Genomic DNA, 16,483 nt, shown 5'->3' with positions numbered 1-16,483 from the left:
CACCCGATGAACGGCATCACCTTTCGGGCCTATGTCGAGCAGCACCTAGCGCCCGCGCTTGCGCCCGGCGACATAGTGATCTGCGACAATCTGCGATGCCACAAGTCACCGGGCGTGCGCGCCGCCATCGAGGCGCGCGGTGCCGAACTGCGCCCCCTGCCGCCCTATTCGCCCGACATGAACCCCATCGAGCAGGTCTTCGCCAAGCTCAAGAACCTCGTCCGCGCCGCCGCGCCCAGGGACATCGAGGCCTTGTGGAACACCATCGGCCAGAGCCTCGAAGCCTTCACACCGAAAGAGTGCGCAAACTACTTCGCCCACTCAGGTTATCCACGGATGATGTGAGAATGGTCTATTCGGCGGCGCTGGCGATGCTGGCGCGGATGGTCTGGCGCGATCTGCGGCTCGGGTGAGGCGAGGGCGCGGCGGGAGCGCCCCTCCCGCCCTACCCCGCCGCATGGGCCTCCAGATCCTCGCGGCGGCAGAAGCGCAGGGCGGCCATGTTGGTCGCGGCCAGCACCACGGGGGGTGCCACGCCCGCGGCGCGCGCCTCCTCCCAGCGGGCGGCGCAGAGGCACCAGCGGTCGCCGGGCTTCAGCCCCGGGAAGCGATATTCGGGGCGCGGCGTGGAGAGGTCATTGCCAACCCGCCGCGAGAAGGCGAGGAAGGCCTCCGTCATCACCGCGCAGACGGTGTGGCTGCCGTGGTCGTTCTCGTCGGTGCGGCAGCAGCCGTCGCGGAACCAGCCGGTCAGCGGCGCCATGCTGCACGGAAGCAGCAGGCCCCCCAGCACGTTGCGCGCGAGCGGGCCGCGCCCGAAGCCGCTGCCGTCGGGCATGGCGCGCCCTCAGGCCGCGGCCTTGATGGCGACGGCCTTCACCTCCTCGTCCACCGCGCCGGCGAAGCTCTCGAAATTCTTCTCGAACAGCGAGACGAGCTGGCGGGCGGTGGCGTCATAGGCCGCCTTGTCGGCCCAGGCCTCGCGCGGGTTCAGCACATGGGCGGGGATGCCGGGAACCTCCTTGGGCATCATCAGCCCGAAGAAGGGGTCGCGCACGAACTCCACCTGCGCGAGCGAGCCGTCGAGCGCGGCGCGCAGCAGGGCGCGGGTGTGCTGGATGCTCATGCGATGGCCCGTGCCGTAGGCGCCGCCCGTCCAGCCCGTGTTGACCAGCCAGCAGTCGGCGCCGTCGCGCGCGATGCGCTCGGCCAGCATCTTTCCGTAGACCTCGGGGTGGCGCGGCAGGAAGGGCGCGCCGAAGCAGGTGGAGAAGGTGGCCTGCGGCTCCTTGCCCAGCCCCTTCTCCGTGCCCGCCACCCGCGCCGTGTAGCCCGAGAGGAAATGGTACATCGCCTGGGCGGGGCTGAGCTTGCTGATGGGCGGCAGCACGCCGAAGGCGTCCGCCGTCAGCATCACCACGTTGCGCGGCTTGCCCGCCATGCCGCCCTTCACGACGCCCGGGATGAACTCGAGCGGGTAGCAGGAGCGGGTGTTCTCGGTGTGGCGGTTGTCGTCGAGGTCGAGCTCGCCGTCATCGTCGGCGACGACATTCTCCAGCACCGCGCCGAAGCGGTGCGAGGCGTCCCAGATCTGCGGCTCCGCCTCGCGCGAGAGCTTGATGACCTTGGCGTAGCAGCCGCCCTCGAAGTTGAAGACGCCCGTGTCGCTCCAGCCATGCTCGTCATCGCCGATCAGGCTGCGCTCGGGGTCGGAGGAGAGCGTCGTCTTGCCCGTGCCGGAGAGGCCGAAGAACAGCGCCACATCCCCCGCCTTGCCGACATTGGCGCTGCAATGCATGGGCAGCACGCCGCGCGCGGGCAGCAGCCAGTTCATCACGGTGAAGATGCTCTTCTTGATCTCGCCCGCGTAGCTCGTGCCCGCGATCAGGATGGTGCGCGCGGCGAAGGAGAGGGCGATGCAGGTGCTGCTGCGGCAGCCGTCCGCCGCCGGGTTTGCCTCGTATTCGGGCGCGTGGAGGATGGTGAAGTCCGGCTGGAAGGAGGGCAGCTCGGCCGCCGGGGGGCGGATGAACATGTTGCGCGCGAAGAGCGCGTGCCAGGCGTTGGTGGTGACCAGCCGCACGCGGATGCGGTGCGCAGGGTCGGCCCCCGCATAGAGATCCTGGGTGAACAGCACCGGCCGCGCGGCCAGCCAGGCGCGCACCTTCTCGGCGAGGCCCGCGAACTTCTCCGGCGCCATCTTCTGGTTGATGCGGCCCCACCAGACCTCGTTCGTCACCTCCGGGTCATCCACCACGAACTTGTCCTGCACGGAGCGGCCGGTGTGCTGCCCGGTGAGTGCGATGAAGGCGCCCGAGGCGGAGAGCCGCCCCTCGCCGCGCCGCAGCGCGTGGGAGACGAGGCCAGGCGCCGTCAGGTTCGCATGGACGGGGTGGGAGGTCGAAACCCCCGTGCCGGACAGCGGATGTTCACTCATGCGGATGCCCCCTCACAGTCGGACGGATGATGTCGCCTCCCGGCAGGGGGGCCGTTTCCGTGACAGTCACGGCGGAATTAGGGCGGGGGCTCGGCCATCGTCAATCGCGAAAACCCCGGCTTTTCCGCCGCTTGCGCCAAATCATTGGGCAATCGTCATTGGTGCGATGCAGCAAGCTGCGCCCTGCCCTGCCGCGCGGCGAGGATCAGCGCCTTGCGCACATCCTCGGCATCGGCCGCCGGCCTGGGGAAGGCGAGACGCAGCACCTTCTCCTCGAGCGCGAGGTCGCAGCCCTCCGCATCCAGCGCGACGAGGCGCCAGGGCCCCGGCCCGCCGCCCAGAACCCCCTGGGCGATGGCCGCCACCGCATCCGCATGGTCGGCGTTCACATGGGCGATGATCCCGGCCTCGGCCTCGGCCAGGGCCGCCACATGGGCGGGGTCGGGGCGAAGCTGGGCCTGGCGCAGCCGGGTGGCGCGGGCGAAGCCGCCGACCAGCAGGGCGCCCTCGGGAGCGATGCGCCAGAGCGCGAAATCCGCGAACTCCGCATAGAGCGCCGCATAGGGGTGGCGGGCCAGCCAGCGCGCCTTCAGCGCCGCGTCCTCGATCCGCTCGGCGCGCCCCGTCACCGTCACGCGCGGGGCGGTCTGCGGATTCGCCGTCTCGGCCTCTCCGGTGAAGAGCAGGGCGCAGCGCGGCTCGCGCAGCAGATGGCGCGTGTGCTCGGAGAGGCTGGAGAGCCAGAGCAGCACCGAGAGATCGGGCGCGGTGGCGGGGGTGACGAGGCTGGCGAAGGGCTGCCCATCCTGCTGGGTGGCGAGGGTGGCGGCGCTGGCGGCGCGGATCAGGCGCCGCGCCTCGAGGCCGTGATCCGGCGCGGGGTCGCTGCTCATGCGGCCAGCGTGACGCAGCAGGGGGCGGGCGTCCAGCGCCTGGCCCCGGCCCTCCCGGCGGCGCTCAGCCGAAGCTGCAGGTGAAGCGCACCGTCCGGCCCACATCCACGGCCGAGGGCGCGCCCTGCCCGCTCGGGTTGTTCACGCGCAGCGTGAGGAACTGGATGTCGCGCTGCTGCCAGCCGTCGAGGGTGAAGGTGCCGATGTGGCGCACCACCGTGAACTGGATGTTGTTGATCGTCACATGGGTCACCGTCGCCATGCTGGCCGTGATGCGCCGGCCCTGCGGGTCGCGGTTCTGGAACTGGCCGTGATACTCCACGTTCGCCGTGCGGCCGTCCGAGCGGACATTGGCGTAGAGCGAGTTGGTGTAGAGGGTGTTGTTGCAGTAGCTCGGCAGGCCCTGGGCGGCGGCCGGGGCGGGCTGGGCGAGGGCCATCACGGCGGTGGCGGCGAGGGCGATGGTCCTGATGGGGAATGGCATGGCGGCGTCTCCTGTCCCTGTGGCCTCTGGCGTCCACGGGAGGCACTGTGCGCGTGCCGCAGGCGAGGCGCCAGCCGCATCGGCCGATGGCGGCGATAGCCTCCCCCGCTCGGCGCCCGCGGCTGGCGGCCCGACGCGCCCTGCCACGGCGCCGCCCGTTTCGTGCCATGATCGCGCGCGATAGGAGTCCGGCAGGAGGCGCCCATGCCGCAGACCATCGCCCTGGTGGACGACGACCGCAACATCCTCACCTCGCTCTCCATGACGCTGGAGCAGGAGGGCTACACCGTCCGCACCTACACGGATGGCGAGAGCGCCCTGCAGGGGCTGCTCGGCAAGCCGGCCGATCTCGCGGTGCTCGACATCAAGATGCCGCGGATGGACGGGATGGAGCTGCTGCAGCGGCTGCGCGCGCGCAGCACCATGCCGGTGATCTTCCTCACCTCCAAGGACGAGGAGGTGGACGAGCTGATGGGCCTGCGCCTCGGCGCGGACGACTACATCACCAAACCTTTCAGCCAGCGCCTGGTGCTGGAGCGCATCCGCGCCCTGCTGCGCCGCAACGAGGCGAGCCGGGCCGAGGGCTCGGGCCAGGCGCCGGGCGGGCTGATCGTGCGCGGCGACCTCACGCTGGACGAGACGAAGCACGCCTGCACCTGGAAGGGGAAGCCCATCCAGCTCACGGTGACGGAGTTCCTGCTGGTCAAGGCGCTGGCGCTGCGCCCGGGCATCGTGAAGAACCGCGACCAGCTCATCGACGCCGCCTATGGCGAGAACATCTACGTGGACGACCGCACCATAGACAGCCACGTCAAGCGCGTGCGCAAGAAGTTCCGCGCGGTGGACGAGGAGTTCGCGCAGATCGAGACGCTCTACGGCATCGGCTACCGCTACAAGGAGCAATAGGCGCGGCGGCCGCCCCGATCAGCCGTAGCTGAAGCGCTCCTCGAGGATGCGCGCCTCCGCCACGCCGAGGCCGCGCAGCGCCCGGCGCGCCGCGCGCAGCATGGGCGGCGGGCCGCACAGCACGAAGAGCCAGCCCTGAGCGGCGACATCGGCGCAGCGCCGCGCGATGAGCGCGGCGTCGAGCTGCCCCGTCTCGCCGCTCCAGCCGGGCGGCGGCTCGCCGAGGACGAGCACGAGATCGAGCCGCCCGGCGGCCGCCAGCGCCTCCAGCTCGGCCCGCGCCAGCACCTGCCCGGCGTGGCGGTTGCCGTAGATCAGCCGCATCGGGCGCGGGTCGGGCCGCGCGGCCTCCGCGCGGATGAGGGAGAGCGCCGGCGCCACCCCCACCCCGCCGCAGAGGAAGGCGATGCCGGGCTCGGGGCGGCCCTCCGCCACGAGATTCCCGTGCGGCCCGTCCACATAGGCCCGCGCGCCGACCGGCAGCGCGCCGATGCGGCGGGTGAAATCCCCCGCCTCCTTGATGAGGAAGCGCAACGCCCGCTCCGAGGGCGCGGAGGCGATGGAGAAGGGGTGCTCGCGCCGGCCGAAGGGCCCGGTGTCGAGCTTGAGCCAGACGAATTGCCCGGGCTTGAAGCGCAGCCCCTCATGCCCCTCCGGCTCGAGCGCCAGCTCCCAGATGCGCTCTGCGGCGGGCGAGAGGGCGGCGACGCGCCAGGGCCGGCGGGCCAGGCCGATGGGGCGGATGAGCCGGACCCAGACCAGGCTCAGCGCCGCGAGCGCCGTCAGCGCCACCCAGAGCCAGGTCAGGGCGGGGGCGGCGCTGTAGCGCCCCGCCTCCAGCGCGTGATGCAGGCCGAGCCCGGCCACCGCCAGCGCCAGCAGCCCGTGCGTGGTCCGCCAGCTCTCGTAGCGGAAGGGCAGCATGTCGCGCCCCAGCGCCATCAGCGCCAGCAGCCCGAGCAGCAGCCAGGCCAGCATGCCGCTGACCAGCGCCCAGCCGGAGAGGCCGAGGCTGCCCGCCCGCGCCAGATCGTCCGGCCGGGCGAAGGCCGGCCCGTCGGGCAGGCTATAGAGGAAGGGATGCGCGAGCAGCAGCAGCACCGCCACCCCGATGGCGCGGTGCCAGCGCATGGTGCGGTCCATGCCCAGCCCGTCGGAGAGCAGCCGGAAGCGGCCGGAGAGCACGAAGCTCCAGAGCAGGGCGGCGAAGCCGAGCAGCCCCGCCGCCCCGGCCAGCTCGTCGCGCCAGGGCCGGGCGGGGCCGAGCAGCGCCCAGCCGAGCGCCAGCGGCGACAGCACGCCGAGCAGCAGCAGCGCCCCCACCGCCCAGCCTCGGCGCCGCCCCGCCGCGGCGGCGGGCGCGGGTTCAGGGCGCGACGGGAGGGATGCGGACGGCTCAGCGGACATGCGCGGTTCCTCCTGCAATGGCGACGCGCGGCCGGGGCCGGCCCCTCGCGGAGCATGCGCCCTGGCGGATCGCGCTTCCGCCCCGGCCCGGAGGATGGCGCGCGCCCCGGCGCGGCGGCGCGATGACGGCTGTAGCCCGGCGGCGGCGGCGCGGGTTTGATCGGGCGCAAGCCGCCCGACGACGCCCTATCGCCGCCGCCGCCCCACCAGCCACAGCCCCGCGAAGATCAGCCCCGCCGCCGGCAGGGTGAGCAGGCCGAGCCGCTCGCCGAAAATCGCCCAGCCCCAGAACACCCCGGCCAGGGTGACGATATAGCCCACCTGGCTGGTCACCACCGGCCCGGCCGCGCCGATGAGCCGGAAATAGCTGAGGTAGGCGAGCGCCCCGAGCAGGGCGAGGGCGAGCAGCAGCGCCTCCGCCCGCCAGCCCGCGGCGAAGGGCAGATGCGTCTGCCCCAGCAGCAGCCCGGCCAGCAGCGTGGGCCCCGCCGCCGCGAGCAGCGTGCCCGCCGCCACCGGAAGCGGCGCGGCCTCCGGCGGCGCCATGCGCGCCGCCACGAGGTTGGAGGCCGCGTAGCAGACCGGGGTGAGCGCGGCGAGCAGCGCCCAGCCCAGCAGCGCCGCATCGGGCAGCGCCGCGCCCGGCGCCATGGCCAGCGCCACCCCCGCGAAGCCGAGCGCCGTGCCGCCCAGGCTGCGCGCCGAGAGCCGCTCGAGTCCGAGCAGCGCCGCTCCCAGCACCGTGATCATCGCCGAGAGCGGCACCAGCAGCGCAAAGAAGCCCGCCGGAACATGCTGCAGCGCGTGATAGGCGGTGAGGTTGGCGAGGGTGGAGCCCGTCACCCCGGCCGCGAGGTAGTAGCGCAGATGCCTCGCGTCGCGCCGCAGCGGCTCGCCGCGCAGCCGGGCGAGCAGGAGCAGCACCCCGCCCGAGCCCAGCGCCACCCAGAAGGCGATGCCGAGCGGCGCCACGCCCATCCCGAGGCCGAGCTTCGCCAGGGTGGGCGAAAGCCCCCAGATGCCGCCGGCGATCAGCAGCAGCGGCAAGGCGCGTGCGAACCCCATGCAGCGGAAAGGGCCCTTCCCCGGTCGCTTGTCAACGGTTGAAGCGGCGCGGCGCGCCGGCCCATGGTGGCCCCATGCCGCTGCCCGAGTCGGAAACCATCGCGCTGCGCCGCGACCCGCTGCTGCCGCCCGAGCCCTGCCCGGTGCGCTGGCGCCGCTCGGCCAGGGCGCAGAACGTCTGGCTGCACATCTGCCCCGCCGAAGGGGCGGTGGTGGTGACCCTGCCGCAGCGGGTCGGCCGCAACCAGGGACTCGCCCTGCTGACCGAGCACGCGGGCTGGGTCATGCAGCGCCTTGCCGCCCTCGCGCCGGAGCGGCCGCTCACGCCCGGCAGCAGCGTTCCGCTGGGCGGGGTGGAGCACCCGATCCGCCACGATCCCGGCCGGCGCGGCGGCGCCTTTCTCGAGGGGGGCGCCATCGTCGCCACCGGCCAGGCGGAGTTCGTGCCCCGCCGCGTGCGGGATTTCCTGCGCGCCGAGGCGCTGCGCCGCATTTGGGCCTCCGCCCGCCCGCATGCGGAGGCGCTGGGCGTCGCGCCGCGCGCCATCCGCCTGAAGGACACGAAGAGCCGCTGGGGCTCCTGCGCGCCGGACCGCACCCTCGCCTTCTCCTGGCGCCTGGTCATGGCCCCGGGCTGGGTGCTGGACTATGTGGTGGCGCATGAGCTCGCGCATCTGCGCGAGATGAACCACTCGCCCCGTTTCTGGGCGCTGGTGGAGGCGCGCACCCCGCACCGGAAGGCAGCGACGCAATGGCTGCGCCGCCATGGCCCCTCGCTGCTGCGGGTGGGATAGGCCCCGGCACGAACCCGGGGCGGGACTAGGTCCGGCGTGACCGCCGGCCCGCTCAGCCGACGGTCAGCCGGCGCTCCGCGATCTGCTGCTTCATGGATTTCTGCAGCTTTTCGAAGGCGCGCACCTCGATCTGGCGCACCCGCTCGCGGCTGATGTTGTACTGCTGCGAGAGCTCCTCGAGGGTGGTCGGCTCGTCCTTCAGGCGGCGTTCGATCAGGATGTGGCGCTCGCGCTCGTTCAGCGTCTTGAGCGCGCCGGCGAGCAGATCCTTGCGGTTGGACATGTCCTCGCGCTCGGCCAGCTCGGTCTCCTGGCTCTCGCCGTCGTCCACCAGCCAGTCCTGCCACTCGCCCTCGCTGTCGGCGCGGACGGGGGCGTTGAGGCTGTTGTCCGGGCTGGCGAGGCGCCGGTTCATGCTGATCACGTCCTGCTCGGGCACCTGCAGGGTCTTGGCGATCTTCGCCACCACCTCGGGCTGCAGATCGCCTTCCTCGAGGGCGGCCATCTGGCCCTTCAGGCGCCGCAGGTTGAAGAACAGCTTCTTCTGCGCCGCCGTGGTGCCCATCTTCACGAGCGACCAGGAGTGCAGGATGTATTCCTGGATGGCGGCGCGAATCCACCACATGGCGTAGGTGGCCAAGCGGAAGCCGCGGTCCGGGTCGAACCGCTTCACCGCCTGCATCATGCCCACATTCCCCTCGCTGATCAGCTCGCCCACGGGCAGGCCGTAGCCGCGATAGCCCATGGCGATCTTGGCGACGAGGCGCAGGTGCGAGGTGACGAGCTTGTGCGCGGCCTGCTCGTCGCCCTGGTCGCGCCAACGCCGGGCGAGCTCCAGCTCCTCCTCGGGCGTGAGCATGGGGAACTTGCGGATCTCCTGCAGGTAGCGGGAGAGGTTCCCCTCGGGGGCCAGCGGGATTGAGAGGGACGCCATACCGTTCATGACCTTCCATCCGCGCCGCGCCCCACCCCGTGACGGCGGCGGGCGCGCGGCCATTGTGGCGCTCGTGGCGAGGGCCCCTCCCTGCGCATCCGCCCCGGTCACGGAAGGGGCGGTGGCAGCGCAGCGAGTTGACGCGGCGCCCTCGCGGCGACGCCGTTAACGAAACGCTAGACCCGTTCACGAAGGGGCGCAAGCAAAACCGACCGATCTGGTCGGGTTATTCCGCCTGCGGCCCGGGCCCCGCCTGATCGGGCGCTCCGAGCCGTGCCAGCAACCCCTTCAGGTCCGGCGGCGCGTCTGAGATGAAAGATAGCACAGATTTGGTGGCCGGGTGTTGAAATTTCAGCGTGGCCGCATGAAGGGCCTGGCGGGGGAAGGCCAGCAGCGCGGCGCGCAGCGGCTCGGGCAGGGTGCGGCTCGCGGCCGGGATGCGGCGCAGATAGACCGGATCGCCCACCAGCGGGTGGCCGATATGGGCGAGGTGGACGCGGATCTGGTGCGTCCGCCCCGTGGCGAGGCGGCAGCGCAGCAGGCTGACGGCCCCATGGAACACCGCCTCGGTGCGGTAGCGCGTCAGCGCCGGCTTGCCCGCCTTGGCGCCGCCGCGCCCCACCACGGCCATGCGCTTGCGGTCGGTGGCGTGGCGGCCGATGGCGGCCTCGATCTCTCCCGCGGCGGGGTGCGGCACGCCCCAGACAAGGGCGAGATACTCGCGCTCCAGATCCCGCGCGGCGAAGGCCTCGGACAGCGCCTGGTGCGCGCGCTGGCTCTTGGCCACGACCATGACGCCGGAAGTGTCCTTGTCCAGCCGATGCACGATGCCCGGGCGCTTCTCGCCGCCGATTCCCTCCAGTTCCTCCCCAGCATGGGCGAGGAGGGCATTGACCAGCGTGCCCTCCGCATTGCCGGGCGCGGGGTGGACGACGAGGCCCGCGGGCTTGTCGAGCACGATCAGGTCCGCGTCCTCGTGCAGGATGGTGAGCGGGATGTCCTGCGCGACGGGCTTCGCCGGGGCGGGGGGAGGTTCGGCCAGGGTGTAGCGGGCGCCGGGGCGGATGGGGCGCGAGGGATCGGTGAAGGGGGCGCCGTCCTCCGCCGCCTGGCCGGCCTCGATCAGCGCCTTGACGCGGGAGCGCGAGAGCGTGCCTATCCGCGCCGCGAGGAAGCGGTCGGCGCGCGCGCCGCGATCGGCCTCGGTGGCCGTGTGATCGTGGAGGGTGTGGGGCATGCAGGCGCTGAAATTCCTCGTAGTGGCGATGGGCGTGCTGATCGTGGCGGGCACGGTGACGCTCATCGTGTTTCTGGTCCAGCGGGCGGGCGGGCGCGAGGGGGCGGCCAGCCTGCCGCCCATCAACCTGGACCTGCCGCCGGGCAGCCGCATCCTCTCCGTCGCCGGGGCGGGGGATCGCTTCGCCGTGCTGGTGCAGCGGCCCGATGGCGAGCGGGTGCTGTTCCTGGATGCGCGCAGCGGGCGCGTGGTGGGGCAGGCCTTTCCGCAGCTCGCCGCGCCCGCGCGCTGATGGCGCACCGCAAGCCGCACCTGCCCCAGAAGCCCTGCGCCGCCTGCGGGCGGCCCTTCGCCTGGCGGAAGAAATGGGCGCGGGTGTGGGAGGAGGTGCGCTTCTGCTCCGATGCGTGCCGCGAGGGGCGGCATGCGAAGGCGAGGCTTGATCGGGCGGCGAAGCGGCGCTAAGTGCGCGCTCCGCAAGGCCACGTCCCATTCGTCTAGAGGCCTAGGACACCGCCCTCTCACGGCGGCAACAGGGGTTCGAATCCCCTATGGGACGCCACCAGCCTGCGCCGGGAATCGTCTATCCGCCTTGTGGCCGCGCCGTGTGTCGCAGGTTTTCCGCGCTTCTCGCGCGCCGGGTGGCGGATGCGGAGCCGGAACGAGGTGCGAAAACGGCTCTCTCCGGCGCCATTCTCTCCGAACCTGGCGACTTGGACGATTGACCAGCCAGGCGGAAAGCCGCAGGAAACCTCGATTTTCTGCGGCGGAAATGTGGCGGAGTTGGTGTGGCGTACGCCCCTCCACTCGATGCAAGCTGCGTGCTCTCCTCCAGCCGCCATGCTTGCGTGGCGCGCGGGATCGACGGACGATACCGCGGCTCACCATCACGGAGACCTTGCCCCTGTCCCTGCTCCCCGACATGTCCGGCATCATCGCCTGGGCCCGTCGCGAGGAGTGGCGCACAGCCCTGGCCGCTCGGCTCGAGCGGCACGCCGCACAGGCCTGCGCGGAAGCCGGCATCACCATAGCCGAGATCGCGACCCTCCTCGGCGAGCATGCCGCCTCGACCGTCTGGGGCGCCGCCTTCGAGGATCTGCTCGCGCTCGACCTGCCCGACGACCGCAACCTCGCCGACGACTACCTTCGTCGCCGCGGCTGGAAGGAGAGCCCGACGACGCGGGACTACATTGCCGGCCTGAGGCGGTCGGTCATGAGCCTGTACGAGGTCAGCGGTCTTGTTCCGGGCGAGTCGATGCTGCTGCGTGATCTCGTGCGGGGCGGCGAGCCGGTCCGTGTGATGGAGAGGAGCGGCTCGCGCGGCCTGCGCCAGTGGGATCGTGTCGCCACGCGCGTCGTGCCGCAGCGGCAGCACCATGTGGCGAGCGGCGTGCTGATGGTCTTCGACCAAGAGACCAGCGATGCGCTGCTGTCCTCCCTTCGGCGCATTCGCAAGCGCGCGCCGCGGGAGGCCGCCGCCGTCGCCCGCGAGCTCGGCGTCGCTGCAGATGATGCAACACTCGCCGCCGAGTTCACGCCGGAGCGGCTGCTCGCGCAGGCGGCCTTCCTGTTCACGAATTGCTGGCTCGACGCGAAGCTGAAAGCCGCCCAGGGCCGCAACCGGCCGACGGTGGTGAATGCCGAAGGTGATCCGATCGCCTTCACACTCTCGCATTTCCCGCTGCGGCAGGGCGTGACGGCGGAGCGGATCCGGCAGGCGCTGGCCGCCCTGCCCACGCTGAGGCAGGAGAATGCCGGCTTCTGGAACTGGCTGGCCGATACGGGCGCGAAGACGAAGGCGGGGCCGCTGCCCGGCAACGCGCAAAGCTTCATCACCACCATGGAGGATGGCGCGCTCGTTCTCGGCACGGTGGCGCTCACGGGACGGCGCCTGACGCTGGAGACGAACTCCCTGGCCCGCGCCGAGCGCGGCAGGGCCGTGATTGCAGCGGCGCTGGGCGATCTGGTCGGACCGCCGCTGGTCGAACATCTCGATCTCGATCGCCTCAGTGACGAACGCCCGGCCGCGCCCGCGTCGAGCGGCCTGGCGCCAGAGGAGGAGAGGGCCATCGTGCATCGGACCCTCGATGCCCACTACCGGCGGGTGCTGGATGAGCCGGTGCCGGCGCTCGGCGGCAAGTCGCCACGCGCGGCGGCAAGAACGCCCAAGGGACGGGAGAGGGTGGCGGCCTGGCTGAAGCTGCTGGAGAACCACGCCGCGCATCGCCCGCCGGAGGACCCCATCGCCAGCTACGACACCGGATGGATGTGGCGCGAACTCGGCGTGGAAGCGTTGCGGCGGTGAGAAGGCAGGTCAGCCAAGCCGCCAGACCTCGCTCATCTTCCCCACCAGCGCCTTCTGCCGCCTCTCCAGAACGTCCGGCGTCCAGACGGGTTCCGACAGGACCTGGCTTGTCAGGGCGAAGGTGGTGACGCCCGCCTTGGTCGCGAAGTATTTCGCCTTCTTCTCCGCGAAATCCAGGTTGCCGGCCTGCGCGTTCTTGCGTCGCGGCACGAGCAGGACGGGATGCTGAACAGGTAGTCGTCGCAGAAGATCTTCTGCAGCGGCTGCTCGGCCGCCTGGATGGTCTGCCGCGTCATGCCGCGAACACCCGCATCGCCTCGTCCCCGTAGTGGTTGATCACCTTCACCGCGATCCGCCCCGACTTCGGCGGCGGGAAGGGGCGGCTTTCCGTGGCGTAGAGGGTGGACCAGGCGGCCTCGTCCACCTCGGCCTTCAGCGCCGTCTTCAGCTTCTCGAACGGGTCCTTGCCGCCGAGGAAATAGGCCTGGCGGACGAAGAAGCTGTCGCCGTCGTAGTCGGTGTCCACGAACCAGCAGGCGACATCCTCCTCCACCTTGGCGGAGGAGCGGACCTCGCCCGTGGTCGGGTCGAAGATGTCCACGCCAAGCAGCCGGACCACGCAGTTCCCGTCACTGGTGCGGTCGAGGGCGATGTCGGGTTCGCCGAACACCACGAACAGGTTGCCGCCGCCGGCCTTGTACGCGTCCGCCGCGTGCAGCTCCTGGCTCATGCGCGCCTTGAGCACCGTCAGGCGGCCGAGATTCATGGTGGTCTCGCCTACCTGCGGGTCGAAGGCGAAGCCGCAGACCACCAGGGCATCGGCCCAGTCGCGGCATTCGCGCGCCGCCTCGCGCACCAGCTCGGCCCCCACCGTGCCGTATTCGGGGCCGATGACGATGGCGGCGCGGCGCGGCTGGCCGGCCTCTTCATAGGTGGCCTCGGCCGCGACATGGCCCTTCCCGGGCCAGGGGCGGATGGTGGCGAAAGTCAGGCGCTCGTTCTTCCTGGTGTTCTGCACCCCGGCCTTGGCCAGGTTGTCCAGCACGGCGGTGACGAAGTCGTCGCCGGTGCCGGCGGCGGCTTCGGATCTGGGCCGCAGCTGGCGGCGGGGGGGCGGGGCCTCGCCGGCCTCGGCGGCCAGGGCTTCCACCACCGCCTCGTCCTCCTCATCGGCGGGCAGGACGCGGTGGGGGGAGAGGCTTTCCACCGTGAAGGGGCCGGTGACGCGGATGGCGCCACGCTTGGGCTCCGGCTGGTCGTGCAGGTATTCGACCTCGGCATTGCGGGCGATGGAGGCGTCCATCTCCGCTTGGCGTTCCCGCCAGGCCTGCCAGAAGGCGTCGTGCGCCTGGCGCGCCGCCTCCGGCGCGTCCTCGGGCAGGGTGCGCGGCACCTGCCATTCCTCATGCGCCGTGCCGAGGGCGGCGTTCAGCGCGGCGCGGGCGGCGTCGAGCTTCGGCTGCCACTTCGCGTGGATGATCTCGATCTCGGCGTTGTTGGCGACGACCGAGGAGGTGATGCGCAGGGCGCGCTTCAGCACGAAGCCCTGGCGGATGTCGCCGCGGAACGGGCCTTCCTCGGGCGGGCGGCCGGTGATCTCGGCCTCCTTGGCCGCGCCCTCCTGGCTGTCGCGCAGCAGGAAGGCCGGGTGGCGCGCGGCCATCAGCCGCGTGCGGGCGAGGGCGAGGGCGACGCGCGAGGTATCAACGGTGATCCAGCGCCGGCCCCATTGCTCGGCGACATGGGCAGTAGTGCCGGAGCCGCAGGTGGGGTCGAGCACCAGGTCGCCGGGGTCGGTGGTCATCAGCACGCAGCGCTTGACCACCTCCTCGTTGGTCTGGACCACGTAGATGGGGCGGCTTGCCCCGCCCAGCCCGTCCCACCAGTTGGAGAGGGTCTTGAACCCGAAATCGTCGAGATAGCGCTTGAAGCCGGGCGCCTGGGTGGTGCCGGCGAGTCGGCCGGCCATCACCACGCGCTGCATCGGCGCCACCTGCCCCTCCGGTGCCCGGCTCGGGTGGCGCCAGCACTGCCCTCGCGGTGGCGGCACCGCTACGCCGCGATAGCGCACCGGGTCCATCTGGTTCGGGCGCTCGCCGCCATTGGTGATCGGCCAGGAGCGGAACAGCCGCGCGCCCGGCCAGTCGCGGAAGAGCTGCTGCGGGCGCAGGCGATAGTCGGTCGGCGTGCCGTCGGGGGCGGCGAGATCGGCGAGCCTCACCTCCCGCCCGTCCGGCAGTTCGACCAGGGTGAACTCGTCCAGCGTCTCGGCATCCAGCGCGCGCGGTTCGAAGAGCGGGCGGAACTTCAGCCGCCCCTCGGCGCGCGGGGTGCGCCCATACCACAGGATGTAGTCGTTGACCGGGTCGATCAGCGTGCTGCGCTGGCTGCCCTTCTTCTTGACGAGCAGCGTCACCACCGCGCAGTCCGGGCCGAACACCTCGTCCAGCAGCGCGCGCATGCGGTGCGCATTCTCCTCGCCGATCTGGACGAAGATGCTGCCGCTCTCGGCCAGAAGCTCCCGCGCCACCAGCAGGCGATCCCGCCAGAAGGAGAGGTAGCTGTGGATGCCGTCCTTCCAGGTGTCGCGGAAGGCCTTGATCTGCTCCGGCTCGCGGCTGAGATCGCGCGCCGTCTCACCGACCGTGCGGCTGCGCGTGGTGGGCTGCCAGTTGCTGGCGAAGCTGATGCCGAAGGGCGGGTCCAGGTAGATCATCTGCACCTGGCCGCGCAGCCCCTCCTTCTCCGCCAAGCTGTTCATCACCAGCAGGGAATCGCCCAGGATCATCCGGTTCGACCAGTTCTCCGCATGGCGGTAGAACTCGAGCCGCGTCTCGGCATCGGTGAGGCGGTCGAAGCCGCCGAACAGGTCCGCCTGCGGCGCCACACCCTCGCGCGAAACCCGCATCAGGTCGCGGATCAGCGCCTCGGGCAGCACCTTCTCCTGGATGTAGATCGGCACCGTCGGCACCGCGAGCGGCTCGGCATCCAGCGCATCCTTGCCGCGCCAGACGAGTTGCGGATCAAGGTCGGGGTTGCGCGGATAGAGCCGCGGCTTCGCCCGCGCCTCCTCCTCCGCCATCAGGGCCGAGGTCTCGGCGGTCGGGATGTTGGGGCGCGTGACATCGGCCGGGTGGTGCAGCGCTTCGATGCCGGTGGCGGCGGCGGGGTTGTCGCTGCGGCTGGTCCTCTTCGCGGGTGGCATGGCGGGGCGGTTCCGGTTCAGGCGGTGGTCAGGGCGAAGGGCGCGGGGCGGGGCGGGCGGCGGGCGAGATGGGCGCGGATCGCCTCGGCCACTTCCAGCGGGCCGTCGAGGCGCAGGACATCCCACCGCCCGTAGCGTCCCGTGCCGTTCACCGCCGGCACCCACAGCCGCGCCATGGTGTCGTGCTTGGCGTCGTCCTGCGCATCGCGCTCGCCCTTCACCTCCAGCACCAGGTGCAGCGGGTCGTCGGGACCGGCGCCGTCATCCAGCACGGCGATGAAGTCGGGGCGATAGAGGCGCTCCGTGCCGCCGTGCTCGTAGGGCACCTCGAAGCCCAGCCGGTCATTCTTCACGTAGCGCAGCACCTCGGGCATGGACTCCAGCGCCTGGGCGCAGGCCGCCTCCCAGTCGCCGTCGCAGACCACCAGGTTCACCTGGCACTTGGCCGGGTCGGTCTGCCAGAAGTTGGTCTTGGTCGTGGTGAAGGCGACGTGCCGGCTGCTCCCCGTCTCGTTGTAGGGGTCCATGATGGGGCGCAGCGTGCCGGCGCCCTCCTCATGCTCCACGCAGGCGCGGTAGATGCGCTCGGCCGCCTTGTCGCCCACGTCGCGCCACAGCAGATAGGCGGGGAAGGTGCCGCCCACGCAGGTCAGGCACTCCTCTATCCAGCGCCGGGTGATGGCCAGCAGCGAGGGGAAAAGCCAGGGCTTGCGGTTGCCCTCCTGGTCCTTGAACCAGCGTTCCAGCGTGTAGCCGGCCAGGTGGAAGGCAACGGTGGCGGGGCGCGTCTCCGCCAGCTCCTCCAGGCTCAGCTTG

The 16,483-nt window shown here is 71.7% G+C and carries 16 protein-coding genes, 1 tRNA gene and 1 pseudogene; 7 read left to right on the top strand and 11 right to left on the bottom strand.

Going from position 1 to position 16,483, the window contains the following annotated elements; translation table 11 throughout:
• Positions 1-345: transposase (locus H596_RS0117555; RefSeq protein WP_027285987.1), on the top strand; the 345-nt coding region annotated here is incomplete at its 5' end.
• A 100-nt stretch (positions 346-445) separates the two neighbouring features.
• Here H596_RS0117555 and H596_RS0117550 read toward each other — a convergent pair.
• From H596_RS0117550 to H596_RS0117535, 4 genes are all read right to left on the bottom strand, one after another.
• The gene (locus H596_RS0117550; RefSeq protein ID WP_027285986.1) at positions 446-838 is read right to left on the bottom strand and encodes a DUF2237 family protein; all 393 of its coding nucleotides are present in this window, start codon (positions 836-838) and stop codon (positions 446-448) included.
• 9 nt (positions 839-847) lie between these two features.
• Positions 848-2,437: a phosphoenolpyruvate carboxykinase gene (locus tag H596_RS0117545; protein WP_027285985.1), complete on the bottom strand. Its 1,590-nt coding sequence runs from the start codon at positions 2,435-2,437 to the stop codon at positions 848-850.
• A gap of 155 nt (positions 2,438-2,592) precedes the next feature.
• Entirely contained in the window at positions 2,593-3,330 is a 738-nt protein-coding gene (locus H596_RS22280; RefSeq protein ID WP_084602979.1) for a HugZ family pyridoxamine 5'-phosphate oxidase, read from the bottom strand.
• Between the two features lie 64 nt (positions 3,331-3,394).
• The gene (locus tag H596_RS0117535) at positions 3,395-3,814 is read right to left on the bottom strand and encodes a hypothetical protein (RefSeq protein WP_027285984.1); all 420 of its coding nucleotides are present in this window, start codon (positions 3,812-3,814) and stop codon (positions 3,395-3,397) included.
• A 204-nt stretch (positions 3,815-4,018) separates the two neighbouring features.
• Between H596_RS0117535 and H596_RS0117530 the strand changes: the two genes are divergently transcribed.
• Positions 4,019-4,720 carry a response regulator transcription factor gene (locus H596_RS0117530; protein WP_027285983.1) on the top strand — a complete coding sequence of 234 codons (702 nt, stop codon included), beginning with the start codon at positions 4,019-4,021 and terminating at the stop codon, positions 4,718-4,720.
• An 18-nt stretch (positions 4,721-4,738) separates the two neighbouring features.
• On the opposite strand, the gene H596_RS0117525 is transcribed toward H596_RS0117530, so the two are convergent.
• Positions 4,739-6,127, bottom strand: coding sequence for a ferredoxin reductase family protein (locus tag H596_RS0117525; RefSeq protein WP_156910173.1), 1,389 nt, complete (start codon positions 6,125-6,127; stop codon positions 4,739-4,741).
• Between the two features lie 186 nt (positions 6,128-6,313).
• On the bottom strand, positions 6,314-7,192 hold the full coding sequence (locus H596_RS0117520; protein ID WP_027285981.1) for a DMT family transporter: 879 nt from the start codon (positions 7,190-7,192) through the stop codon (positions 6,314-6,316).
• A gap of 74 nt (positions 7,193-7,266) precedes the next feature.
• Between H596_RS0117520 and H596_RS0117515 the strand changes: the two genes are divergently transcribed.
• Entirely contained in the window at positions 7,267-7,986 is a 720-nt protein-coding gene (locus H596_RS0117515; protein WP_084602978.1) for a M48 family metallopeptidase, read from the top strand.
• Positions 7,987-8,038: 52 nt separating this feature from the next.
• Here the strand turns inward: H596_RS0117515 and rpoH are convergent, their stop codons facing one another.
• Both rpoH and H596_RS22275 read right to left on the bottom strand, forming a co-directional pair.
• A complete protein-coding gene (gene rpoH, locus H596_RS0117510; RefSeq protein WP_027285979.1) occupies positions 8,039-8,920 on the bottom strand; it encodes an RNA polymerase sigma factor RpoH in 882 nt (293 codons plus the stop codon).
• A gap of 226 nt (positions 8,921-9,146) precedes the next feature.
• Entirely contained in the window at positions 9,147-10,157 is a 1,011-nt protein-coding gene (locus H596_RS22275; protein WP_051213339.1) for an RluA family pseudouridine synthase, read from the bottom strand.
• Here H596_RS22275 and H596_RS0117500 point away from each other — a divergent pair.
• The 4 genes from H596_RS0117500 (at position 10,156) to H596_RS24725 (ending at position 12,462) form a co-directional block, all read left to right on the top strand.
• The gene (locus H596_RS0117500; protein ID WP_027285978.1) at positions 10,156-10,449 is read left to right on the top strand and encodes a DUF6476 family protein; all 294 of its coding nucleotides are present in this window, start codon (positions 10,156-10,158) and stop codon (positions 10,447-10,449) included. The genes H596_RS22275 and H596_RS0117500 overlap by 2 nt on opposite strands.
• Positions 10,449-10,622, top strand: coding sequence for a DUF2256 domain-containing protein (locus H596_RS23575; RefSeq protein ID WP_084602974.1), 174 nt, complete (start codon positions 10,449-10,451; stop codon positions 10,620-10,622). The genes H596_RS0117500 and H596_RS23575 overlap by 1 nt, the downstream gene beginning before the upstream one ends.
• Before the next feature lie 21 nt (positions 10,623-10,643).
• Positions 10,644-10,719 (top strand) — tRNA-Glu (locus H596_RS0117490).
• A 360-nt stretch (positions 10,720-11,079) separates the two neighbouring features.
• A complete protein-coding gene (locus tag H596_RS24725; RefSeq protein ID WP_051213337.1) occupies positions 11,080-12,462 on the top strand; it encodes a hypothetical protein in 1,383 nt (460 codons plus the stop codon).
• A gap of 9 nt (positions 12,463-12,471) precedes the next feature.
• On the opposite strand, the gene H596_RS0117480 is transcribed toward H596_RS24725, so the two are convergent.
• From H596_RS0117480 to H596_RS24230, 3 genes and pseudogenes are all read right to left on the bottom strand, one after another.
• On the bottom strand, positions 12,472-12,672 hold the full coding sequence (locus H596_RS0117480) for a GmrSD restriction endonuclease domain-containing protein (RefSeq protein WP_027285976.1): 201 nt from the start codon (positions 12,670-12,672) through the stop codon (positions 12,472-12,474).
• An 82-nt stretch (positions 12,673-12,754) separates the two neighbouring features.
• On the bottom strand, positions 12,755-15,667 hold the full coding sequence (locus H596_RS0117475; RefSeq protein ID WP_051213335.1) for a site-specific DNA-methyltransferase: 2,913 nt from the start codon (positions 15,665-15,667) through the stop codon (positions 12,755-12,757).
• A gap of 17 nt (positions 15,668-15,684) precedes the next feature.
• Positions 15,685-16,483 (bottom strand): annotated as a pseudogene (locus H596_RS24230) (restriction endonuclease); the annotation flags it as partial.

The sequence above is a fragment of the Rubritepida flocculans DSM 14296 genome, from assembly GCF_000425365.1.
GTDB classification, from domain to species: domain Bacteria; phylum Pseudomonadota; class Alphaproteobacteria; order Acetobacterales; family Acetobacteraceae; genus Roseococcus; species Roseococcus flocculans.
Note: the sequence above shows the minus strand (reverse complement) of the source record. Positions and strands in the feature narration are given on the sequence as shown.